Source organism: Streptomyces sp. H27-C3 (assembly GCF_030063415.1).
Lineage (GTDB): Bacteria > Actinomycetota > Actinomycetes > Streptomycetales > Streptomycetaceae > Streptomyces.
The window spans coordinates 56,541-78,839 of the sequence record NZ_JASITA010000011.1 but is presented as its reverse complement, the minus strand read 5'-3'; the positions used below and the strand labels follow the sequence as shown (position 1 = coordinate 78,839).

Sequence of the window (22,299 nt, the reverse complement as noted above, 5' to 3'; positions counted from 1 at the left end):
TGACAATTTCTGGCCCACAGGAAACTGATGAGTCCTCACATTGTGATGACTTGCTGCGCAGTTGGACGTGAACGGCCCCGCACGACGAGGACCGCACCCGAAGCGGCCAGGAGCAGACCCGCCAAGCCACCGCCCATCGGCAGCGTCTCGCCCACCAGCTTCAGCCGGTCGCCGTCGTCCGAGGCCAGCGCCACCTGCGCGCGCTGCGTGGCCGGGGTGAACTCCATCCGCTCGCTGTCGAGCAGCACCATCGCGTCCCGCTTCTTGCCCGGTGCGCGCAGCGTCTTGCGCGGCCCGGTGGCGGCGTTGATGATGCGCCCGGTGCGCTGATCGGCGACCAGTTCGATGCCGTGGTTGGCGTACCACTCCTCGGCGAGTACCTGGCTGCGCTCGGGCAGTCCTACGAGCCGTCCGGGCACCAGCCTGGTGCCGGTCTTCACCGGCTTCACGGTGCCGGTGAAGAGGTGGCCCACGTGGCCCTGGATCTTCCTCGTACCGTCGAAGCGGAGCCGGACCGTCGAGCCGAGCGTGTTGTCCCACCAGCGGTAGGAGCGTTTCTGTACGTCGAAGGGGAACTTGAGGTAGGCCTCGCCGTCGAAGGCGGGTTTCTCGTCGCAACAGTGCACCGGCTCATTGGTGCGGCGGTCGGTGACCCACCGCTCCAGGGTCCACTGCAGGGAGTCGTGGGTGTCGGCCGCGGGCAGCGACTTCTTGGTGTCGACCGAGGTGGAGACGTCCCAGACGGCCCGGCCGCTCTTCTCGCTCTCGGCCACATCGCCCCGGACCTGGCGGGTGATGGTGAGTCGCTCGTCGTCGACGGTTCGGATCTTCGTCGTGTCGAAGTAACTGCCTGTGCCGGTGAACACCGTGGTGACATCGACGTCGATCGGGGTGCGCTTGGCGCGTGGCTCGACGTACCAGGCCAGCATCGGTGCCAGGACCAGGAGAAAGACGCCGACGCCCAGCAGGATCAGCGACAGGGGAGAAGCGGTGCGACGCATACGGGCACTCCATGGGGCCGGCGGGAACGAGTCGGCGGATATGTGCACATGCTTATGGGCCGGGAACCGTAGGCGGCCCCTTGACGGACTGTCAATGCATTGTTGACACTGAGCCATTGCCGGACGGGGCCGGCGGCACCGGTGGGGTCACAGCAGTCAGAGAGGCTGATCCGACCATGCCCAGATTTCTAGCCGCAGCGGTGACCGCAGTAGTGGCCGCCGCTCTCGCCGTGGGGGCGGCCCTCGGTGTCGTCGCCCTGCTGAACGTCACCCCGGACCAGCCCAATGTGCCGCTGATCAGCTATGAGACGGCGACGCCACGGAAGTGACCCGAGCGCACGAGTGGACGGGGAACGATGCATGGCTGAACGCCCCGCGGGATCGGCAGGATTGGCGCGATCGGGGGGTCCGGACCGCTCCACGGGGTCGGCCTGGGAGGACGTGCCCCGACTACAGGTGAGGCAGTTCACCGACCGTGCCATGGACGAAGTGCCCTCCCTTGCCCAGGAGATCCTTGACGGCATCCGCCGTGAGTACCCACGGGTCCCGCTCATCCTCGACGAGTCCGGCCAGTTGACGGCTCTCGTCGGCATCCGCCGGGCGCTGGAAGACTTTGTGCAGCACCTCGTGGTGCAGGACGCGACCCGGCCGCCCGTCCACCTGGAGGTGTTCCAGGAGTTCGGCCGTGGCGAAGGGCTGCACGGCCGGTCCCTGGACTCCCTCCAGGCCTACTATCGGCTCGGCGTCCGGCTGGCCTGGCGCAGACTGGCCGAGATCGGCCAGCAGGTCCGCATTCCGCCGCCCGCGATGTACGAGCTCGCCGAGTCCGGTTTCGCCTACCTGGACGGCCTGGTGGACCAGTCGGTACGCGGCTACGCCGAGGCCGCAGCCCGCCAGGCGGGTGAACGCCTGCGTTTGCAAAGGAAGTTCACCCAGGTACTCCTGGCCGAGCACCGCACCGACCCCACCCATTCCCTTACCGAGCACGCCGCCCGGATCGGCTGGGCGCTGCCGGAGCGGGTGGCCGTGGCGGTGCTGCTGCGCCCGGCCCGCGAGTGCGTCGCACCGGCCGTGGGCCAGGGGGTGCTGCTCGACATGGAGAGCGAGCAGCCGCTGATGGTCGTCCCCGATCCGGGGTCGGCGGGCCGGACCGAGCTGCTGCGCAGGGCGATGAAGGGCTGGTCGGGCGCGATCGGCCCGGAGGTGCCGCTCGCCGAGGCCGCGAAGTCGCTGCGCTGGGCGACCGCCACCGTGCGTCTGATGGAGCGCAAGCTGCTCCCGTCCGGCGAGCTCCTGGACTGCACCGAGCACACCGAGGCGCTGGTCCTGCTGCCGCCGGAGGAGCTCATCGAGGACCTGACGCGCCGCTGCCTGGCGCCGCTCGCCGACTGCGGCCCCACCCAGAGCCGCCGGCTCTCGGAGACCCTGCTGGCCTGGCTGGAGACCCGGGGCGGCGCTCCCGAGGTGGCGGCCAGGCTCGGCGTACACCCGCAGACCGTGCGCTATCGCATGCGGCAGATCCGCGAGCTGTGGGGCGACGAGGTCGACGACCCGGACCGCCGCTTCGAGCTCGAACTGGTCCTGCGTGCGCAGCGGTTGAGGGGAGAGCTGTCCGAGCCGATCCGCTGAGAGGCGGGGGCGACCCGGGGTCACGGGCCGAGCCGCGTACAGCGCCGCCCCCGACGTGTACAACCCGTATCCGCCCCCCCACCGGTCAACGCTACGCACGCACCGTCGGCGGTCCCCCATGAACCGAGCAATTACGACCTCGGGGGCAATAGTGCGCGGGCTCCCGACGCCCCGCGACTCCGCCTCCGGCGTTGTCGTCGGCCGACGACGCTCCGCGTCGCCTCCCTCCTCCGCCTTGGACGCGAAGCCGCATGACGCCGCTCGCTGAACCACGCTCCATTGCCCCCGAGGTCGTTACCCCGGATGGGTCGCCGCCCCCGGGCGGCAGCACAGCGCCCCCGGCACCGTGTCGGTACCGGGGGCGCTGTGACGCGCGGGCGGGATCAGCCGCGCAGCTGCTCGTACGCCGGCAGCGTCAGGAAGTCCGCGTAGTCCTCGTCCAGCGACACCGTCAGCAGCAGATCGTGGGCCTGCTGCCACTTGCCGGCCGCGAAGGCCTCCTCGCCGATCTCCTCGCGGATCGCGGCCAGGTCCTCACCGGCGACCTTGCGGGCCAGCTCCGGGGTGGCCTTCTGGCCGTCCTCGAAGACGACGCCCGCGTTGATCCACTGCCAGATCTGGGAGCGGGAGATCTCCGCGGTGGCGGCGTCCTCCATCAGGTTGAAGATGGCGACGGCGCCCATGCCGCGCAGCCACGCCTCGATGTAGCGGACGCCGACCTGCACCGCGCCGACCAGGCCCTGGTACGTCGGGCTCGCGTCCAGCGAGTCGATGGCGATCAGCTCACCGGCCGTCACCGACACGTCCTCGCGCAGCCGGTCCTTCTGGTTCGGCTTCTCGCCGAGCACCGCGTCGAAGGAGGCCATCGCGATCGGCACCAGGTCCGGGTGCGCGACCCAGGAGCCGTCGAAGCCGTCGGCGGCCTCGCGGTCCTTGTCGGCCTTGACCTTCTCGAAGGCGACCTTGTTGACCTCGGCGTCGCGGCGCGAGGGGATGAAGGCCGCCATGCCGCCGATGGCGTGCGCGCCGCGCTTGTGGCACGTACGCACCAGCAGTTCGGTGTACGCCCGCATGAACGGGGCCGTCATCGTCACCGCGTTGCGGTCCGGCAGCACGAACTTGGCGCCGCCGTCACGGAAGTTCTTCACGATTGAGAAGAGGTAATCCCAGCGGCCCGCGTTCAGCCCGGCCGCGTGGTCGCGCAGCTCGTAGAGGATCTCCTCCATCTCGTACGCCGCCGTGATCGTCTCGATCAGGACGGTCGCGCGGACGGTGCCCTGCGGGATGCCGACGTAGTCCTGGGCGAAGACGAAGATCTCGTTCCACAGGCGGGCTTCGAGGTGCGACTCGGTCTTCGGCAGGTAGAAGTACGGGCCCTTGCCGAGCTCGATGAGGCGCTTGGCGTTGTGGAAGAAGTACAGGCCGAAGTCGACCAGCGCGCCGGGCACGGGGCGCCCGTCGACCTGCAGGTGACGCTCGTTCAGGTGCCAGCCGCGCGGGCGCATCACCACGGTGGCCAGCTCGTCGGCGGCCTTGAGAGCGTAGGACTTGCCGGACTTCTCGTCGGTGAAGTCGATGGTGCGCGCGTAGGCGTCGATCAGATTGCGCTGGCCCAGGACGACGTTCTCCCACGTGGGGGCGGACGCGTCCTCGAAGTCGGCGAGCCAGACCTTCGCGCCCGAGTTCAGGGCGTTGATGGTCATCTTGCGGTCGGTCGGTCCGGTGATCTCCACGCGGCGGTCGTTCAGCGCGGCCGGAGCCGGTGCGACCTTCCAGGAGTCGTCCTCGCGGAGCTGTGCGGTCTCCGGGAGGAAGTCCAGTGTGGAGGTGCGGGCGATCTCGCTGCGACGCTCACCGCGGCGGACGAGAAGCTCGTCACGGCGGGGCGTGAACAGCCGGTGCAGCTCGGCCACGAAGGCCAGAGCCGCGTCGGTGAGGACCTCTTCCTGCCGCGGCAGGGGCTCGGCATCGACGATGGCCAGCGGGGACGGCGCTGGTGCGGACATGAGCTGTCACTCCTTCAGAGGGCGGTGCCTGGCGGCCGCCGGGTCGCCGATGCGGCACGGGGTGCCGTGGCTCCGAGTTACGGTCGCGGGCGCCGTCTGGGGTTCGGGGCGCTTCTGACCAGTGGATAGTAGTTTTCTCATGGTGGAAGTTCAATGGTTTGTTGATATCGAGATTCTCCGGGTCGACAGAAGTCGCGCCGAAGTGGCTCCGGGTGCCATCGCGATCACTCCAGGCGGCCGAGATCGCCGGGGGTGTCGATGTCGTACGCCTCGGCCACATCCCCGCACTCGACGAGCGTGATCGCATCCTCGTGCGCCTTCAGGTAGGCGCGTGCCCCCCGATCGCCCTCCGCGGTCACCGCCACCGGTTCCCAGTGGTCGGCGCCGAAGAGCACGGGATGCCCCCGCTGCCCGTCGTACGCCGCCGCCGCGAGGCTGTCGGGCGAGCGGTACGCCGCCAGCACCCGGGTCACCGCCGCGGCGCCGATCCCGGGCTGGTCCACCAGCGAGACGAGCGCCGCCCGCGCCCCGGTGCCGGCCAGTGACGCGAGCCCCGCCCGCAGTGAGGAGCCCATGCCCTGCTCCCACTGCGGATTGTCGATCAGTACGCAGCCCGCCAGGTCGGCCCGGGTCCTTACGTCCGGCGCGGACGCGCCCAGGACGACATGCACCGGACCGCAGCCCCCATCGCGCAGGACCCGCACCGCGTGCTCCACCAGCGGTCGGCCGCGGTATTCGAGCAGCGCTTTCGGCCGGCCCCCGAGCCGCCGTCCGCCGCCCGCCGCGAGCAACAGCCCGGCGACGCCGACTGCCTCGTCTTCACTTCTGTTACGGCCCATGGGCCCCTGCTTACCTCATCGCGAGGCGCGAACAGGGGACGCCCTTGGACAAGGTCCGTGCCGTAACGGTGTTCACTGTGGGGGACGTGGGGCAATGAGTGGTCAGCAGCCGGGTCGGGACAAGGTCTTCCAGCCGCTTGAGGGGGCCACCCGCGCACCGTGGCCGGGTATCAGCTGGCCGCCAAGCTGGGCGCGGGCGGTATGGGCAAGGTGTACCTCTCGTACACCCCTGGTGGCCGCCCATGACGACCTCGGGGGCAATGGAGCGTGGATCGGCGAGCGGCGTCATGCGGCTTCGCGTCCAAGGCGGAGGAGGGAGGCGACGCGGAGCGTCGTCGGCCGACGACAACGCCGGAGGCGGAGTCGCGGGACGCCGGGAGCCCGCGCACTATTGCCCCCGAGGTCGTAAGCCGTAGCCGCTGCTCCGCTGACGGAAGAGCGGCCCCCACTCTACCGCGCTAGCGCCGAATGAGCCTGCGCGCGGTCGCGGCGGCCACCGCCGAGGTGCGCGAGTCCACGCCCAACTTCGCGTAGATGTGCACCAGATGGGACTTCACCGTCGCCTGGCTGAGGAAGAGCTCCTGACTGATCTGCTGGTTCGACAGACCGTCCCCGACCAGCTGGAGCACCTCAAGCTCCCGCCGGGTGAGGGCCTGCGCCGGTGTCCGCATCCGGTCCATCAGCCGGTGCGCGACGGTCGGCGCGAGCGCCGACTGCCCGGCCGCCGCGGTACGAACCGCCGCCGCCAGTTCCTCCGGCGGGGCGTCCTTGAGCAGATAGCCGCTCGCCCCCGCCTCCACCGCCGCCAGGATGTCGGCGTCCGTGTCGTACGTCGTCAGCACGAGCACTCGGGGTGCCCCCGGCCTGGCGGTGATCGCCGCGGTGGCCTCCGAGCCGTGCATCATGCGCTGGCCGAACTGGAGGTCCATCAGCACCACGTCGAACGCCTCCGAGGCCGCCAGCCGCACGGCCCGCTCGGCGGTCGGTGCCTCCGCGACCACCAGGAGGTCCCGCTCGGTGTCGAGCACCGCGCGCAGGCCCGCCCGTACCACCGGATGGTCGTCGGCGAGCAGCAGCCGGATCGGGCCGCTCATGCCGGATCTCCCGTCGTCGACCCGACCAGCAGGGGCTGCGGCAGTGGCAGCGTGATCGCCACTGCCGTGCCCTGGCCCGGCGCCGACTCGACGCTCAGGGTGCCGCCGAGCGAGCGCGCCCGGGAGCGCATCGCGGGCAGTCCGAAGCCGCCTCCGCTCTTGGCCCGGGGCGCCACCGGATCGAACCCCGAGCCGTCGTCGACCACGTCGAGGGCCACCGAGGTGTCCATGAAGCTGAGGGTGATCCCGGCCCGGCCCGCGTCCGCGTGGAGCACGGTGTTGGCCAGCGCGGACTGGGCGATACGCAGGAGCGCCACCTCGTACGAAGTGGGCAGCGCGACCGGCGTACCGCTGACCCCGAATTCCACGGCCGGGCCCGGCGCCGCCGCGCACAGCCGCTCCAGGGTGGCGGCCAGCGAGCCGTGCTCCAGATCGGGCGGGCTCAGCGCCCGTACGAACCGCCTCGCCTCGGCGAGATTGTCCTGCGCGGCCTCCCTGGCCTGCCGGACATGGACCACGGCCGGGTCACCGTCGGGCAGCGTCCGCTCGGCTGCCCGCAGCAGGAGCTGGATGCTGGAGAGGCCCTGGGCGAGCGTGTCGTGGATCTCCCGGGCAAGGCGCTCACGTTCGGCCAGTGTTCCGGCGGCCCGCTCGGCGGCGGCCAGCTCAACGCGGGTCGCGATCAGCTCCTCGATGAGTTCGCGGCGGCGCTCGCTCTCCCGGTACAGCGCCTGATGCCCCAGGACGGTCGCGACGGCCACACCGGCGCCAAGCACCGGCCCAATGAAGGTGCCCGCGGAGATCTGCTGCCCGTGCAGCACGAAGCTCGTGATGGCCGCGGCGGCGGTAGCGGCGACCGCGGGCAGGGCCCAGCGCATCGGCAGCAGCTGCAGCTGGAGGAAGTACAGGGGGAAGGCCGTCCACAGCCCGTCGGGGGAGAGCGCCAGCAGGGCCAGCCAGGCGGCGCCCAGCGCACCGAGCCACAGCGCGGCGGCGCGCGGTGAGCGGCGGCGCGGGGCGGGGCTCACCGCTCCCGCGGCGTACACGGCGGCCACCAGGACCGCTGCCGCGACCACGGCGAACGCGTGCGGTGCGCCGCCCGCCACGGCCTTGACGGCGGCCAGTGCGAGCAGGCCGATGAGCAGCGCGTGCAGACACAGGCGCAGCACGCGCAGAACGGGGGCCGGGGGGCGGGAATCCATGGTTCTCCAGCGTAGACGGCCGATGCGCCCGGTCCGTCAATCAAAAGGTTGAGGTGGGAGCGGTCCCCGGCGCGATGTTTTCCCGGGCGGGCGCGAAGAGGCTGGGGATCATGTTTGTCGCATGGAGAGATCTCCGGTTCGCCAAGGGCCGGTTCGCGCTGATGGGTACGGTCGTGGTGCTGATCACGCTGCTCGTCGGTTTGCTGTCCGGCCTCACGGCGGGGCTGGCCAGGGACAACACCTCGGCCGTCACCTCGCTGCCCGTCGACCGGCTGGCCTTCGCCGCGCCGCCCGAGGGTCAGGAGGTGTCGTTCACCAACTCCTCGGTGACGGAGAGCGTCTGGGCGAAGTGGGCGCGGCAGCCCGGCGTCACCGGCGCCGAGCCGCTCGGTATCCGTACCGCCAATGCCGGGGCGGGCGACCGCACGGCCGCGGTCGCCGCGTTCGGCGTCGAGCCGGACTCGGGGCTCGCGCCGGGCCGGGACTTCGGCTCCGGGCAGGTCGTGCTGTCCGCGCGGGCGGCCGATGACCTGGGCATCGGGTCCGGCGACAAGATCCGGATCGGGGACGTCGAGGCGGAGGTCGCCGCGGTGGCGGGGGAGGACTCCTACAGCCACACGCCCGTGGTGTGGACCACGCTCGACGACTGGCAGCGGCTCGGGCACAGCGGGACGACCCGGGAGGAGCAGGCCACGGTCGTCGCGCTGACCACCGGGGGCGGTACGGATCTCGCGGCGGGCGACGCGGCGGCGGGCACGGAGACCCGCACGCTGGAGGACTCACTGGGCGCGCTCGCCTCCTACCGGGCCGAGAACGGCTCGCTCCAGCTGATGCGGGGCTTCCTCTTCGCGATCTCGGCGCTGGTCGTCGGCGCGTTCTTCACGGTCTGGACGATTCAGCGCAGCGGTGACATCGCGGTCCTCAAGGCGCTCGGAGCCTCCACGGGCCACCTCCTGCGCGACGCGCTGGGACAGGCGGTGCTGATGCTGTGCGCCGGTACGGCCATGGGCACCGCGCTGGCCGCCGGGATCGGCGCGTCGGCCGCAGGCGCCGTTCCGTTCGTCCTCGAACCGGCGACGCTGCTCGTCCCGGCCGCCGTCATGGCCGTGCTGGGCGCGGCCGGCGCGGCCCTGTCCGTCCGCCGCATCACCGCCGTGGACCCCCTCACCGCACTCGGGAGCGCCCGATGAGCCTGACCCTGTCCGAAGTGACCCTCACCTACCCCGACGGCGACGCCCGCCTGACCGCCCTCGACGACGTCACCCTCGATGTGCCGGCCGGTTCGCTGACGGCGGTGGTCGGCCCCTCAGGATCCGGCAAGTCCAGCCTGCTGGCGGTCGCAGCCACGCTGGTCACCGCGGACCGTGGCCGTGTCGTCGTCGACGGTACGGACACGGGCACCCTGAGCCGCGCGGAGAAGGCGCGGCTGCGGCGCGCGCGCATCGGCATCGTCTTCCAGCAGCCCAACTTGCTGCCGTCTCTGACATCCGCCGAGCAACTGCAGGTCATGGCTCACTTGTCCGGCCGGCCGCCGCGGGGCGCCCGCGGCCGGGCGCTGGAGCTGCTGGACGCGGTGGGCCTGGCCGACAAGGCGGACCGCCACCCGCACGAGCTGTCCGGCGGTCAGCGGCAGCGGGTGAACATCGCGCGGGCGCTGATGAACGACCCGGCCGTGCTGCTGATCGACGAGCCGACCAGCGCGCTGGACCACGAGCGGGGAGCGGCGGTGCTGGACCTGCTGGTCGCGCTGACGCGGGAGCGGGGGACGGCGACGGTGCTCGTCACGCATGACCGGGCGCATCTGGGGAGGATGGACGCGGTGGTGGCGATGGCGGACGGGGGTTTGGGGTAGGGGGGTGTGGGGGTTGCCTGCGGCGCTGTTCCCCTACCCGCCCCTTCCCGAAGCCGGGGCAGGCCCCGGACCCCGGGACGCCCTTCGGGCGTGTCCTCAAGCGCCGCGCAGCGGCAGCTAGTTGTGGCCCGCGTTCGTCAGGACCACCGAGAGCTCCTGGGCGACTTCCTGGAGGATCGGGACGATCTTGTCCGTCGCGGACTCCGTCACCCGTCCCGCCGGCCCGGAGATGGAAATCGCCGCAGCGGTGGGGGAGTTGGGCACCGATACCGCCAGGCACCGGACCCCGATCTCCTGCTCGTTGTCGTCCACCGCGTAACCGACCCGGCGGACATGCTCCAGCGCTTCCAGGAAGCCTTCGGGCGTAGTGATCGTCTTCTCGGTCGCCGCCGGCATCCCCGTACGCCCGAGCAGCGCCCGCACCTCGTCCGCCGGGGTGTGCGCGAGCAGTGCCTTGCCGACTCCCGTGGAATGCGGCAGGACCCGGCGGCCGACCTCGGTGAACATTCGCATCGAGTGCTTGGACGGCACCTGCGCGACGTAAACGATCTCGTCGCCGTCGAGCAGCGCCATGTTCGCGGTCTCGCCGGTCTCCTCGACCAGGCGCGCCAGGAAGGGGCGGGCCCAGGTGCCGAGCAGCCGGGACGCGCTCTCGCCGAGGCGGATCAGGCGCGGGCCGAGCGAGTAGCGGCGGTTCGACTGCTGGCGTACGTAACCGCAGGCGACCAGCGTCCGCATCAGGCGGTGGATCGTGGGCAGCGGCAGGCCGCTGCTGGCGGAGAGCTCGCTCAGTCCGACCTCGCCGCCGGCGTCTGCCATCCGCTCCAGCAGGTCGAAGGCGCGCTCAAGGGACTGAACACCACCGCTGGGCGCGGCATGCTTGGAAGCGTCGGTGGTGGTGTTGGACGACAGCACGTCAACGGTCCTTTCGAGGCGGGCGGGCAAGGCAGCAGCCTATCGGTCGGGCCGCGCGGAGGACACGGTCGGCGTCAAGAGGTCCTTGCCGGTCAGAGGGTGTTTGTCCGTGTGTCGGCCGTCACTTCCCGAGATTCTGGAGCGAGCGCCTTGTGGAGAGCTACCTTCTGCACAGCGAAATTCTACTTCCACTTTGTGGAATCGACCAAGCGATCTCGTCACTTCGGCCGGGCCTTGACGGACCCAGGTCCGGAGTGAAGACTTCTTCAACAGTTCGTTGAATTCCGCTGAAGTGAGGTAATGGGTGTCCGACGCCGTGGAACTGGTACTGCGCTCGACGCGCGTCATCACCCCGGAGGGGTCACGCGCCGCATCCGTCGCCGTGTCCGCCGGGAAGATCGTCGGTGTGCTGCCGTACGACGCCGAGGTGCCGGCCGGGGCCCGGCTGGAGGACTTCGGGGACGACGTGCTGCTCCCCGGCCTGGTCGACACCCACGTCCATGTGAACGATCCCGGCCGCACCGCGTGGGAGGGCTTCTGGACCGCGACGCGCGCCGCCGCGGCCGGTGGCATCACCACGCTGCTCGACATGCCGCTCAATTCCCTCCCGCCGACCACGACGCCCGACCACCTCGCCACCAAGCAGGAGGTGGCCCGCGGCAAGGCGCACATCGACGTCGGCTTCTGGGGCGGCGCGATCCCGTCCAACCTGTCGGACCTGCGACCGCTGTACGACGCCGGGGTCTTCGGCTTCAAGTGCTTCCTGTCGCCCTCGGGCGTCGAGGAGTTCCCCGAGCTCGACCAGGAGCAGCTGGCCAGGTCGATGGCGGAGATCTCCGGCTTCGGGGGCTTGCTGATCGTGCACGCCGAGGACCCGCACCACCTGGATAGCGCACCGCAGAAGACCGGCCCGGCGTATGCCGACTTCCTGGCGTCCCGGCCCCGGGATGCCGAGAACACCGCCATCGAGGGCCTGATCGCGCACGCCAAGCGCCTCGGCGCCCGCGTTCACGTCCTGCATCTGTCGTCGTCGGACGCGCTGCCGCTGATCGCCGCCGCCAAGCGCGAGGGCGTACGTGTCACCGTCGAGTCCTGTCCGCACTTCCTCACCCTCACGGCCGAGGAAGTCCCGGACGGGGCAACGGAGTTCAAGTGCTGCCCGCCGATCCGTGAGGCCGCCAACCAGGACGCGCTGTGGGACGGCCTCATCGACGGGACGATCGACTGCATCGTCTCCGATCACTCACCGTGCACCACTGACCTCAAGACCCCCGACTTCGCCACCGCCTGGGGCGGCATCTCCTCGCTCCAGCTGGGCCTGCCCGCCATCTGGACCGAGGCCCGCAAGCGCGGACGCACGGTCGAGGACGTCGTCCGCTGGATGTCGACCGCGCCGGCCGCACTCGCGGGCCTGGGACAGAAGGGCGCCATCGAGGCCGGCCGTGACGCCGACTTCGCGGTGCTCGCGCCCGAAGAGACCTTCACGGTGGACCCCGCCGAGCTGTTTCACCGCAACCAGGTCACGGCGTACGCCGGCAGGACACTGCACGGCGTCGTGAAGTCGACCTGGCTGCGCGGCGTACGCATCGCAGACAACGGCGTCCTCGCCGAGCCCACCGGCCTACTGCTCGAAAGGAACAACTGACCGTGGCGACAGCCCTGTTCACCGGCGACGCGAACCCCTACGGGGGCGGCGACCCGTACGCCGACTACCGCACCGCCGACTTCCCCTTCACCCATCTCACCGACCTCGCCGACCGGCGGCTCGGCGCGGGTGTGATCGCCGCCAACGACGAGTTCTTCGCCGAGCGCGAGAACATGCTGCGCTCCGGCCCCGCCCACTTCGACCCCGAGCACTTCGGGCACAAGGGCAAGATCATGGACGGCTGGGAGACCCGCCGCCGCCGCGGGGTCTCGGCCGAGCAGCCGCACCCCACGGACGAGGACCACGACTGGGCGTTCGTACGCCTCGGCGCGCCCGGCGTGATCCGTGGCATCGTCGTCGACACGGCCCACTTCCGAGGCAACTACCCGCAGGCCGTCTCGGTCGAGGGGACCTCGGTCGCCGACTCGCCGTCGCCCGAGCGGCTGGCCGGCTCCGACGTGAAGTGGACAACGCTCGTTCCCCGTACGGCTCTTGGCGGGCACGCGGCCAACGGCTTCGCTGTTGATGTGGAGCAGCGCTTCACGCACCTGCGCGTCAATCAGCACCCGGACGGCGGCATCGCCCGTCTGCGGGTGTACGGCGAGGTTGTGCCGGATCCGGCGTGGCTGGCTGTCCTGGGTAGGTTCGATCTCGCCGCCCTGGAGAACGGTGGCCAGGTCGAGGACGCGTCGGACCGCTTCTACTCCTCGCCGACCAACACCATCTCGCCGGGCCGCTCCCACAAGATGGACGACGGCTGGGAGACGCGCCGCCGTCGGGACAAGGGCAACGACTGGATCCGCTACCGGCTGGTGGAGCAGTCGGAGATCCGCGCGATCGAGATCGACACGGCGTATCTCAAGGGCAACTCGGCGGGCTGGGCGGCCATTTCGGTCCGCGACGGCGGAGCCGAGTCGGGTTCTGCCGGGGCCGAGGGCTGGACCGAGATCCTGCCGCGCACCCGTCTGCAGCCCGACACGAACCACCGCTTCGTCCTGGCCTCGGCCCGGACGGCGAGCGAGGTCCGCATCGACATCTTCCCGGACGGCGGCATCTCCCGGCTCCGCCTCTTCGGCTCGCTGACCGAGCAGGGCGCCGCCCGCTTGGCGGCCCGCCACCAGGAGTTGGGCGGCTGACGACCGGGCGCACAGGCCCGTACACACACCACGTGCGGTGCCCCCGGTTCGTACGAACCGGGGGCACCACACGTGGTGTGTGTGGGCCGCCTCGGAGGCAGGTCCCCTCCCTGTTCCCGTACGGACAAGACCGACCGTGCGACACCGCGGCTGATCCGGTGCGGCCCGCGCGGATTCGCACCCGCTTGACCTCAGCTCATGTTCAAGCTCGTGAAGGGGCGGGCCGCCCCCGCTACCCGGCCGCAGGAAGTCGCCGCCAGCGGGTGCCGCCAGGGTGTGTCACGCCGCGTGGCCGCCGTCGACCAGCACCTCGGCGCCTGTCGTGTAGCGCGCGTCGTCACTCGCCAAGTACGCCACCATCGAAGCCACTTCGTCCGGGGTGCCGAAGCGGCCCAGGGCCGTCAGCTCGCTCTGCGACTGGGCATACGGCCCGTCCGCCGGGTTCATGTCCGTATCGATGGGACCCGGGAGTACGAGATTCGCCGTGATGCCGCGCTCGCCCAACTCCCGCGCCAGCGCCTTGGTCAATCCGGTCAGCGCCGCCTTGCTCATCGCGTACAGCGTCCCGCCGGGGCCCGGAACACGCTGAGCCATGCAGCTGCCGATCGAGATGATCCGCCCGCCGCGCTCCAGGCGTCCCGCCGCGGCCTGCGAGGCGAGATAGACGGCTCGTACATTGATGTCCAGGACCTTGTCGACATCCGTGAGAGCGAGTGAACCGATCGGCCCCAGTACACCGACACCGGCGTTGTTGACCAGGATGTCGAGTCGCCCGAGCTCGTCCGCGGCCCGGCCCACGACGGCCGTGGCCGCCGCCGCGTCCGCCGCGTCGGCCCGCAGAGCGAGCCCGCGCCGGCCCGTCGCCTCGATCTTCTGGACCACTTCGTGCGCGGCATCCTCGCCCCGCACATAGGTGATCGCCACATCGGCGCCGTCCTGGGCGAGCCGCAGTGCGATGGCCGCGCCCATTCCGCGGCTGCCGCCCGTCACCAGTGCGGTCCTGCCGGTCAGTGAAGACATGTCCGTACCTCTTTCTTCAACGCGTAATACCTGGAGATCTGCGAAGCGGTGGTTACGAATTCAATGAAAGCGGCAGGGCGTGGGCGCTGCTGGCGGCAAACGGACACCGATGAGTTTCGGGGAGGGCGGTCACTCACAACCCGCTCATGGGTGGGGCCCGCGGGGGCCGCCCGCGCTCACCGGCCGACCAGTGAGACGGGTCTTTCCCGGGCCGATCATGCGCGGGTACGGTGACCGCTCCGCGTGCGAGCCGTCGAAGTCTCCACACAGCGGTACGCAAGGTGTGGCCGCCGCGCGCCTTCCTCGGCGCGGCGGGGCTCTCGGTGGCCGGTGTGGTGCTCCTGACGCAGGGCGGCGGGTTCACCACACCCTCGTCCGGCGACCTGCTGATGCTGCTGGCCGCGCTCGCCCGTACCGTGCACGTCCTGGCCATGGCCCGGATCAAGTCGGTGCAGAGCGCGGACGCGCTCCCGCTCACCACCGTCCAACTCGGCGGAGCGGTGGCCGTGTTCGCGGTCCTGGCCGCCGCGCCCGGCACCGGTCCCGCGCCCTGGACGGTGGCGGCGGGGTTCGGGCCACGCGAGTGGGCGGCGCTGGTGTTCCTCTCCGTCTTCTGCACGCTGTTCGCCTTCTTCGCGCAGATGTGGGCGGTGCGCCGCACCTCGCCGTCGCGGGTCAGCCTGCTGCTCGGCACGGAACCGCTGTGGGCGGCGACGGTCGGGATCGCGATCGGCGGTGAGCGGCTGGGAGTGGTAGGGCTGTTGGGCGGCGCGCTGGTGCTGGCGGGGACGATGTGGGGGCGGCGGTCGGTGGCGGGCCAGGGGGAGCGCCGCAGGGGCCGGACAGCTTGAAGATTGCCGCATACGGCAACCTGTCAGCCCGTCCGGCGATTGCTGCTGGAGATGGACCCGCCGCACCACACGCGGCTGCGCAAGCTCGTCGCGCGGGAGTTCACGTCACGCAAGGTCGAGGCGCTGCGCCCGGAGGTCCAGCGGATCACCGACGAGCTGCTCGACGCGATGACGGCCGACGGGAACACCGCGGCGGACCTCATCGACGCGCCGGCCTTCCCGCTGCCCATGACCGTCATCTGTGAACTGCTCGGCGTCCCCGACCTCGACCGGGACACCTTCCGTGCGTGGTCCAACCAGATCGTCGCGCCGACCGCGTCTGCCGCTGCGACCTCTATGTGACGGACGAGGCGGGAGCGGAGTCGCTGTGCGCGGTCGCGCAGGGCACGGTGCTCACAGCGGGGGAGCCGTAGGGACATCCAGGGCCGCCGCGGCGAACCCGTCCGGGTCCTCGGCCCACGGCAGATGGCCCGCCCCGGCGAGTGTCACCCGTGACACCCGGGGGAGGACCCGCTCCAGGGAGTCCACCGAGGTGCGAGGACGCAGGTCGTCGGCGCCGTCCACGATGGCCACAGGTACGTCCAGACCGGCGCACAGCGTGTGCAGTCCCAGGACGTCCTGGGCCCTGGTCTCGGCGTTGATCGCCGTGTTGCACTCGAAGTTGACGCCGCGCCAGGGGAAGGCCATCCGCTCGGCGTGCTTCAGGGCCAGGTCGGGCCGCGCCACTCCGAGCGCCCGCAGCCGCGCTGGTCCCAGCGGTGCACGGCGGCCCGGCCCGCGAGCAGGCCGGCCACGTCGTCCAGGGTGTCCCACGTGCCGGGCCCGCCGTGGCACAGGAGCACCGGCTCGCCCTCGCCCTCGGCGCTCGCCCAGAGCTCGACACCGTCCTGCGCGCGCACCGTCATGAGCTGGGGATCTCCGCCAGCCGCACCGGGCGTCGCTCGCGCCGGGACAGCTCGCAGGCCTCCGCGATGCGCAGCGCGTGCAGCGCCTCCGTGCCGTCGCACGGGTTGGCGATCTCGCCGCGGACGAGCTGCACGAAGGCGTCCAGCTCAGCCTCGTAGGCCGACGCGAACCGCTCCAGGAACCCGGGCCACGGCCGCTCGGCGGCCGGCGGCCCCTTGGGCTCCGTCGAGGTGATCGGGGTGCGGTCGTCGAGGCCCACCGAGACCTGGTCGAGCTCGCCGGCCAGCTCCATCCGTACGTCGTAGCCCGCCGCGTTGCAGCGGGTGGCGGTGGCCGTGGCGAGCGTGCCGTCGTCGAGAGTGAGGACCGCGGCGGCCGTGTCGACGTCGCCCGCCTCGCGGAACATCGCGGGTCCCGCGTCGGATCCGACGGCGTACACCTCGACGACCTCGCGGCCGGTGACCCAGCGCAGCATGTCGAAGTCGTGAACCAGACAGTCCCGGTAGAGGCCACCGGACAGCGGCAGATACGCGGCGGGCGGCGGCGCCGGGTCGGACGTCATCGCCCGCACGGTGTGCAGCCGCCCGAGGCCGCCGGAGCGTACGAGCTCGCGCGCGGCGGTGTATCCCGCGTCGAAGCGGCGCATGAAACCGAGCTGCAGCGCGTTGCCCGCGGCGTCCACCTCGCGCAGCGCGCCCAGCGTCCCCGCCAGGTCCAGTGCGATCGGCTTCTCGCAGAAGGTGGGCAGGCCCGCGCGCGCCGCCCGGCCGATCAGTTCCGCGTGGGCGGAGGTGGTGGAGGCGATCACCACGGCGTCCACGCCCCAGGCGAAGATCTCGTCGACCGACGGCGCGGCCGTGACACCGAGCTGGTCGGCGACCGCCACCGCCCGCGCCGCATCGGCGTCCGCGACGAGCAGGGCGCCCACCTCCCGGTGGCGGCTGAGCACTCCAGCGTGGAAGGAGCCAATACGTCCCGTGCCGATGAGTCCGATGCGCATGGCCCCAAAGTGACCCGCTGCCCACCACCCTGTCAAGGCTTTGTCCTGACAATCGGACTTCAGGACTACCAGGGGGCATTACCTGGGGATACGCTCTCTGGCGTGTCGAAACACGCGGCGAATCCCACCGTCTCCCTCCAACTCGGCGTGGACCGCAACAGCCCGGTCCCGCTCTATTTCCAGCTGTCCCAGCAGCTGGAGGCGGCCATCGAGAAGGGCCGGATCGCCCCGGGGAGTCTCCTCGGCAACGAGATAGAGCTGGCCGGACGCCTCGGCCTGTCCCGCCCCACCGTCCGTCAGGCCATCCAGTCGCTCGTCGACAAGGGCCTCCTGGTCCGCCGCCGCGGCGTCGGCACCCAGGTCGTACACAGCCAGGTCAAGCGCCCCCTCGAACTGAGCAGCCTGTACGACGACCTGGAGGCCGCCGGCCAGCGCCCGGCCACCCAGGTCCTGCGCAACACCGTCGAACCGGCGACCGCCGAGGTCGCGGCCGCGCTCGGGGTTGCCGAGGGCAGCGACGTCCATCTCGTCGAGCGGCTGCGCCTGGCGCACAATGAACCGATGGCCCGGCTGCGCAACCACCTGCCCATGGGGCTGCTCCCGCTCGACACCGAACACCTCGAAGCCACCGGCCTGTACCGGATGATGCGCTCCGCGGGGATCACCCTGCACAGCGCCCGCCAAACGGTCGGCGCGTGCGCCGCCGGCCCCCAGGAGGCACGGCAACTGGCGGAGGCGGAGGGCGCGCCACTGCTGACCATGCAGCGCACGACGTTCGACGACACCGGACGGACCGTGGAGTTCGGCTCGCACCTCTACCGCGCCTCGCGTTACGCCTTCGAGTTCCAGCTGCTCGTCAGGCCGTAACGAGCAGCCGCCGGACCCTCTCCGGGCAAGCCCGCGTAAGAATGTTCGGACAAAGTCTTGACGGGGTCGCACGTACGCCGCTAGAACTCCCCCCAGCCGCAACGGGGCGGCCGGGAGACAAGGCGGAACCCACGATGCGTACCCACCGCAAGGCAGCAGCCCTCCTCGCCGTGTGCGCGCTCGCACTCGCCGGGTGCAGCGGCTCGGGCGGCAAGGACTCCGAGGACACCGGCAAGAACGGCGACGGGGAGACCGGCAAGACCGTCACCACCAAGCGCCTGAAGATCGCCATGGTGACGCACTCCGGGGAGGGCGACACGTTCTGGGACATCGTCCAGAGCGGCGCCGAGCAGGCCGCGTCCAAGGACAACGTCGAGTTCCTCTACGCCGCCAACAAGGAGGGCAAGGAACAGGCCCAGCACATCGAGTCCTACATCGACAAGAAGGTCGACGGGATCGTGGTGACGCTGGCCAAGCCCGAGGCGGTCGCCGCCGCCGTCAAGAAGGCCGTCGCGGCCGGCATACCCGTCGTCACCATCAACTCGGGCGGCGAGCACTCCAAGGCCACCGGCGCGCTCAGCCACATCGGCCAGGAGGAATCCGTGGCAGGCGAGGCGGTCGGCGAGGAACTCAACAAACGCGGCAAGAAGAAGGCACTCTGCGTCATCCACGAGCAGGGCAACGTCTCGCTCGAAGCGCGCTGCGCCGGAGTGAGGAAGACCTTCGAAGGCACCGTCGAGAACCTCAACATCGAGGGCACCAACATGCCCGCGTCGACCTCCTCCATCGAGGCGAAGCTGGAGAGCGGCAAGGACATCGACACCGTCGTGACCCTCGGCGCGCCCTTCGCGGCGGCCACCGTCAAGGCGAAGACCGGCGCCGGCAGCGACGCCGAGGTCAACACGTTCGACCTCAACGCCGAAGTGGTCAAGCAGCTCAAGGCCAAGGAGATCGGCTTCGCCGTCGACCAGCAGCCCTACCTCCAGGGCTACCTCGCCGTCGACGAGCTGTGGCTCTACAAGACCAACGGCAACGTCCTCGGCGGCGGCAGGCCCGTTCTGACCGGACCGGCCGTGGTCACCGGCAAGGACGTCCCCGCGCTGGAGAAGTACACGGCCCGTGGTACCCGATGAGCGCGCGCCGCGCGCAGCCGGGACCTGCTGGGCGAGGTCGGCGCAAGCTCGTAGATACTTGGGCGGCCGGGGACGGTCTGAATGATCCCCGGACGCACCGAGGAGTACGAGAAGGGCACGGCGTCGTGGCAAGGGTTCGGACAGGGGTACGCGCGATGGGCGCGGTGCTGGCGGCGGTGCTCGGAGCTTCGCTGGCGGGCTGCAGCAGCACGGGCGGCAAGCGCGCCGAAGAGCGGGCCTCGCAGCAGGCCGCCCAGGGCAAGGCCGCGGTGAACACTCCGCGCTGGACCATCGGCATGGTCACCCACTCGGGCGATGGCGACAGCTTCTGGGACATCGTCCAGAAGGGCGCCGAGCAGGCGGCGGCCAAGGACAACATCAAGTTCCTGTATGCCCACAACGACGAGGGCCAGCAGCAGGCTCAGCTGGTCGACTCCTACGTCGACAAGAAGGTCGACGGGCTGATCGTCTCGCTCGCCAAGCCCGATGCGATGAAGGCCGCGGTCGCCAGGGCCACGAAGGCCGGCATCCCGGTGATCACGGTCAACTCGGGCACGGCGGAGTCCAAGGAGTTCGGCGCGCTCACCCACATCGGGCAGGACGAGACCATCGCGGGCGAGGCCGTCGGCGAGGAGCTCGGCAAGCGCGGCCGCAAGAAGGCGCTGTGCATCCTGCACGAGCAGGGCAACGTGGGCCACGAGCAGCGCTGCGCCGGCGCCAAGAAGACCTTCGACGGCGACATGCAGAACCTCTACGTCGACGGCACGAACATGCCCGACGTACAGGCGTCCATCGAGGCGAAGCTCCAGTCGACGAAGGGCATCGACGCCGTCGTGACCCTCGGCGCGCCCTTCGCGGACGCCGCCGTCCAGGCCAAGGAGCAGGCGGGCAGCGAGGCCGAGATCGACACCTTCGACCTCAACGCCAAGGTCGTCACCGCGCTCAAGGACGACACGCTCGGCTTCGCCGTCGACCAGCAGCCGTACCTCCAGGGCTACCAGGCCGTGGACCTGTTGTGGCTCTACAAGTACAACGACAACGTCCTCGGCGGCGGCAAGCCGGTCCTCACCGGACCGCAGATCATCACCAAGAAGGACGCCCCCGCGCTGGAGGCGTACACGAAGCGGGGGACCCGATGACCGCGACCGCACCGGCGCCCGTACCCGGCAGCGGGGCGAGTGCCGACGAGCGGCTGATCAAGGCCTCACCGCTGCGCAAGCTGCTCGGCCGCCCCGAGCTGGGCTCGGTGGTCGGCGCCGTCGCCGTCTTCCTGTTCTTCTCGGTCGTCGCGGACAGCTTCCTGCGGATGTCCAGCTTCGGCACGGTCCTGTACGCGGCCTCGGTGATCGGCATCATGGCCGTCCCGGTGGCGCTGCTGATGATCGGCGGCGAGTTCGACCTGTCGGCCGGCGTCATGGTGACCAGCTCGGCGCTGGTCTCCTCGATGTTCAGCTACCAGATGACGGCCAACGTCTGGGTCGGCATCCTCGTCTCGCTCCTGGTGACGCTCGCCATCGGCGTCTTCAACGGCTTCGTGCTCACCCGTACCAAACTGCCGAGCTTCATCATCACTCTCGGTACGTTCCTGATGCTGACCGGTCTGAACCTGGGCCTCACCAAGCTGATCAGTGGCACGGTCTCCACCAAGGGCATCAGCGACATGGAGGGCTTCGAGTCCGCCAGGCAGGTCTTCGCCTCGCAGACCACGATCGGCGGCGTCAACCTCAAGGTCACCATCCTGTGGTGGGCCGTGCTGATCGCCGTCGCCACCTGGATCCTGCTGCGCACCCGCTCCGGCAACTGGATCTTCGCGGTCGGCGGCGAGAAGGGCGCGGCGCGCGCGGTCGGCGTCCCGGTCAACAAGACGAAGATCGGGCTCTACATGGGCGTCGCCCTGGGCGCCTGGATCTCGGGCCAGCATTTGCTCTTCTCGTTCGACGTCGTCCAGTCGGGCGAAGGCGTCGGAAACGAGCTGACGTACATCATCGCGGCCGTCATCGGCGGTTGTCTGATCACCGGCGGTTACGGATCGGCGGTCGGCGCCGCGGTCGGCGCCTTCATCTTCGGCATGACCAGCAAGGGCATCGTGTACGCCGAGTGGAACCCCGACTGGTTCAAGTTCTTCCTCGGAGCGATGCTCCTTCTGGCCACCCTGCTCAACGCATGGGTACGCAAGCGCGCGGAGGCGACGAAATGACGGTGGCCCTCGTCGAGCTCGACGACGTCAGCAAGTTCTACGGAAACATCAAGGCGCTGGAGGGCGTCTCACTCGAAGTCCACGCGGGCGAGATCACCTGTGTGCTGGGCGACAACGGCGCGGGCAAGTCCACCCTCATCAAGATCATCGCGGGGCTGCACCAGCACGACGCGGGCACCTTCTCGATGGAGGGCCACGAGACGCACCTGAGCTCCCCGCGCGAGGCACTGGACCGGGGCATCGCCACCGTCTACCAGGACCTCGCCGTCGTCCCGCTGATGCCCGTCTGGCGGAACTTCTTCCTCGGCTCGGAGCCCACCAAGGGCGTGGGCCCCTTCAAGCGCCTCGACACCGCCTTCATGCGGGAGACCACCCGCACCGAGATGCTGCGCATGGGCATCGACCTGCGCGACGTCGACCAGCCCATCGGCACCCTCTCGGGCGGCGAGCGCCAGTGCGTGGCCATCGCACGCGCCGTCTACTTCGGCGCGAAGGTCCTGGTCCTCGACGAGCCGACCGCCGCCCTCGGCGTCAAGCAGTCGGGCGTCGTCCTGAAGTACATCGCCGCGGCGCGCGACGCGGGCCTGGGGGTCGTCCTGATCACCCACAACCCGCACCACGCCTACCTGGTCGGGGACCGCTTCGTGCTCCTCAAGCGCGGCATCATGGCCGGCAGCCACACCCGTGACGAGATCACCCTGGACGAGCTCACCCGCCAGATGGCGGGCGGCAGCGAGCTGGAGGAACTCAGCCACGAACTGGAGCGCGCCCCCGCCCCGACACACCTCGGCGGGCACCCGAGGGACTCCGTCCCCAAGGACACCCCCGCCAAGGACGACTGAGCCCGCTGCCGGGGCGGCGAAACCGGCCGGAGGGGGCAGGAGGTGGGGCGCCTCACCCCCTCGTACTGGGTCGCCGCGCACAATGGGGTGACAGAATCGGCCCCGGCGGGCGCCGTTCGCCGCCGGCGACGGCCGGCCACCGAGACCACCCAGGGACGAACCGA

At 70.7% G+C, this 22,299-nt stretch carries 21 protein-coding genes and 2 pseudogenes; 13 read left to right on the top strand and 10 right to left on the bottom strand.

The features are described 5' to 3' along the window. Nucleotides 1-35 precede the first annotated feature (35 nt). Entirely contained in the window at nt 36-1,001 is a 966-nt protein-coding gene (gene pgfA / locus QMK30_RS13220) for a cell envelope lipid trafficking protein PgfA (RefSeq protein ID WP_283517855.1), read from the bottom strand. A gap of 176 nt (nt 1,002-1,177) precedes the next feature. Here pgfA and QMK30_RS13215 point away from each other — a divergent pair, with 176 nt between their 5' ends. Together QMK30_RS13215 and QMK30_RS13210 are read left to right on the top strand one after the other, a co-directional pair. Continuing rightward, the gene (locus QMK30_RS13215) at nt 1,178-1,330 is read left to right on the top strand and encodes a hypothetical protein (RefSeq protein ID WP_283517853.1); all 153 of its coding nucleotides are present in this window, start codon (nt 1,178-1,180) and stop codon (nt 1,328-1,330) included. A 31-nt stretch (nt 1,331-1,361) separates the two neighbouring features. Further along, nucleotides 1,362-2,630 carry a PucR family transcriptional regulator gene (locus QMK30_RS13210; protein ID WP_283517851.1) on the top strand — a complete coding sequence of 423 codons (1,269 nt, stop codon included), beginning with the start codon at nt 1,362-1,364 and terminating at the stop codon, nt 2,628-2,630. Nucleotides 2,631-3,013: 383 nt separating this feature from the next. On the opposite strand, the gene aceB is transcribed toward QMK30_RS13210, so the two are convergent. From aceB to QMK30_RS13190, 4 genes are all read right to left on the bottom strand, one after another. Next, entirely contained in the window at nt 3,014-4,636 is a 1,623-nt protein-coding gene (gene aceB, locus QMK30_RS13205; protein ID WP_283517849.1) for a malate synthase A, read from the bottom strand. A gap of 224 nt (nt 4,637-4,860) precedes the next feature. Then, nucleotides 4,861-5,475, bottom strand: a complete 615-nt coding sequence (locus QMK30_RS13200; protein WP_283517847.1) for a nucleotidyltransferase family protein — start codon at nt 5,473-5,475, stop codon at nt 4,861-4,863. Nucleotides 5,476-5,933: 458 nt separating this feature from the next. Continuing rightward, nucleotides 5,934-6,569: a response regulator gene (locus QMK30_RS13195; RefSeq protein ID WP_283517845.1), complete on the bottom strand. Its 636-nt coding sequence runs from the start codon at nt 6,567-6,569 to the stop codon at nt 5,934-5,936. After that, nucleotides 6,566-7,771: a sensor histidine kinase gene (locus tag QMK30_RS13190; RefSeq protein WP_283517842.1), complete on the bottom strand. Its 1,206-nt coding sequence runs from the start codon at nt 7,769-7,771 to the stop codon at nt 6,566-6,568. The genes QMK30_RS13195 and QMK30_RS13190 overlap by 4 nt, the downstream gene beginning before the upstream one ends. Before the next feature lie 110 nt (nt 7,772-7,881). Between QMK30_RS13190 and QMK30_RS13185 the strand changes: the two genes are divergently transcribed. After that, entirely contained in the window at nt 7,882-8,961 is a 1,080-nt protein-coding gene (locus QMK30_RS13185) for an ABC transporter permease (protein WP_283517840.1), read from the top strand. Beyond that, the gene (locus QMK30_RS13180; protein WP_283517838.1) at nt 8,958-9,623 is read left to right on the top strand and encodes an ABC transporter ATP-binding protein; all 666 of its coding nucleotides are present in this window, start codon (nt 8,958-8,960) and stop codon (nt 9,621-9,623) included. Before QMK30_RS13185 ends, QMK30_RS13180 begins: the two co-directional genes overlap by 4 nt. A gap of 117 nt (nt 9,624-9,740) precedes the next feature. Here QMK30_RS13180 and QMK30_RS13175 read toward each other — a convergent pair whose 3' ends face one another. Next, nucleotides 9,741-10,538 (bottom strand): IclR family transcriptional regulator, encoded by a 798-nt coding sequence (locus QMK30_RS13175; RefSeq protein ID WP_283517836.1) that lies wholly within the window; start codon nt 10,536-10,538, stop codon nt 9,741-9,743. A gap of 304 nt (nt 10,539-10,842) precedes the next feature. Here QMK30_RS13175 and allB point away from each other — a divergent pair, with 304 nt between their 5' ends. Then, on the top strand, nt 10,843-12,183 hold the full coding sequence (gene allB / locus QMK30_RS13170) for an allantoinase AllB (RefSeq protein ID WP_283517834.1): 1,341 nt from the start codon (nt 10,843-10,845) through the stop codon (nt 12,181-12,183). Between the two features lie 2 nt (nt 12,184-12,185). Next, entirely contained in the window at nt 12,186-13,319 is a 1,134-nt protein-coding gene (alc, locus tag QMK30_RS13165; protein ID WP_502963132.1) for an allantoicase, read from the top strand. A 279-nt stretch (nt 13,320-13,598) separates the two neighbouring features. On the opposite strand, the gene QMK30_RS13160 is transcribed toward alc, so the two are convergent. Continuing rightward, entirely contained in the window at nt 13,599-14,339 is a 741-nt protein-coding gene (locus tag QMK30_RS13160) for an SDR family NAD(P)-dependent oxidoreductase (protein ID WP_283517832.1), read from the bottom strand. Nucleotides 14,340-14,608: 269 nt separating this feature from the next. Between QMK30_RS13160 and QMK30_RS13155 the strand changes: the two are divergent. Next, nucleotides 14,609-15,190 (top strand): annotated as a pseudogene (locus QMK30_RS13155) (DMT family transporter); the annotation flags it as partial. Between the two features lie 45 nt (nt 15,191-15,235). Beyond that, nucleotides 15,236-15,505, top strand: a pseudogene (locus QMK30_RS13150) (cytochrome P450); the annotation flags it as partial. Nucleotides 15,506-15,583: 78 nt separating this feature from the next. On the opposite strand, the gene QMK30_RS13145 reads toward QMK30_RS13150, so the two are convergent. The 3 genes from QMK30_RS13145 to QMK30_RS13140 are packed head-to-tail and all read right to left on the bottom strand — an operon-like array spanning nt 15,584 to nt 17,096. Then, complete coding sequence (locus QMK30_RS13145; RefSeq protein WP_349362068.1) at nt 15,584-15,916, bottom strand: alpha/beta fold hydrolase; 333 nt, start codon at nt 15,914-15,916, stop codon at nt 15,584-15,586. Next, a complete protein-coding gene (locus QMK30_RS38455) occupies nt 15,892-16,095 on the bottom strand; it encodes an alpha/beta fold hydrolase (RefSeq protein WP_349362067.1) in 204 nt (67 codons plus the stop codon). Before QMK30_RS38455 ends, QMK30_RS13145 begins: the two co-directional genes overlap by 25 nt. Beyond that, entirely contained in the window at nt 16,092-17,096 is a 1,005-nt protein-coding gene (locus QMK30_RS13140; RefSeq protein WP_283517830.1) for a Gfo/Idh/MocA family protein, read from the bottom strand. The genes QMK30_RS38455 and QMK30_RS13140 overlap by 4 nt, the downstream gene beginning before the upstream one ends. A 147-nt stretch (nt 17,097-17,243) precedes the next feature. Here QMK30_RS13140 and QMK30_RS13135 point away from each other — a divergent pair, with 147 nt between their 5' ends. The 5 genes from QMK30_RS13135 to QMK30_RS13115 all read left to right on the top strand — a co-directional run bounded on the left by QMK30_RS13135 (nt 17,244) and on the right by QMK30_RS13115 (nt 22,135). Beyond that, entirely contained in the window at nt 17,244-17,963 is a 720-nt protein-coding gene (locus tag QMK30_RS13135; RefSeq protein ID WP_283518012.1) for a GntR family transcriptional regulator, read from the top strand. A 134-nt stretch (nt 17,964-18,097) separates the two neighbouring features. Beyond that, nucleotides 18,098-19,096, top strand: a complete 999-nt coding sequence (locus QMK30_RS13130; protein WP_283517829.1) for a substrate-binding domain-containing protein — start codon at nt 18,098-18,100, stop codon at nt 19,094-19,096. Between the two features lie 125 nt (nt 19,097-19,221). Then, nucleotides 19,222-20,235: a sugar ABC transporter substrate-binding protein gene (locus tag QMK30_RS13125; RefSeq protein WP_502963131.1), complete on the top strand. Its 1,014-nt coding sequence runs from the start codon at nt 19,222-19,224 to the stop codon at nt 20,233-20,235. Then, the gene (locus QMK30_RS13120) at nt 20,232-21,293 is read left to right on the top strand and encodes an ABC transporter permease (protein WP_283517827.1); all 1,062 of its coding nucleotides are present in this window, start codon (nt 20,232-20,234) and stop codon (nt 21,291-21,293) included. The genes QMK30_RS13125 and QMK30_RS13120 overlap by 4 nt, the downstream gene beginning before the upstream one ends. Then, nucleotides 21,260-22,135: an ATP-binding cassette domain-containing protein gene (locus tag QMK30_RS13115; protein WP_283517825.1), complete on the top strand. Its 876-nt coding sequence runs from the start codon at nt 21,260-21,262 to the stop codon at nt 22,133-22,135. Before QMK30_RS13120 ends, QMK30_RS13115 begins: the two co-directional genes overlap by 34 nt. Nucleotides 22,136-22,299 lie beyond the last annotated feature (164 nt).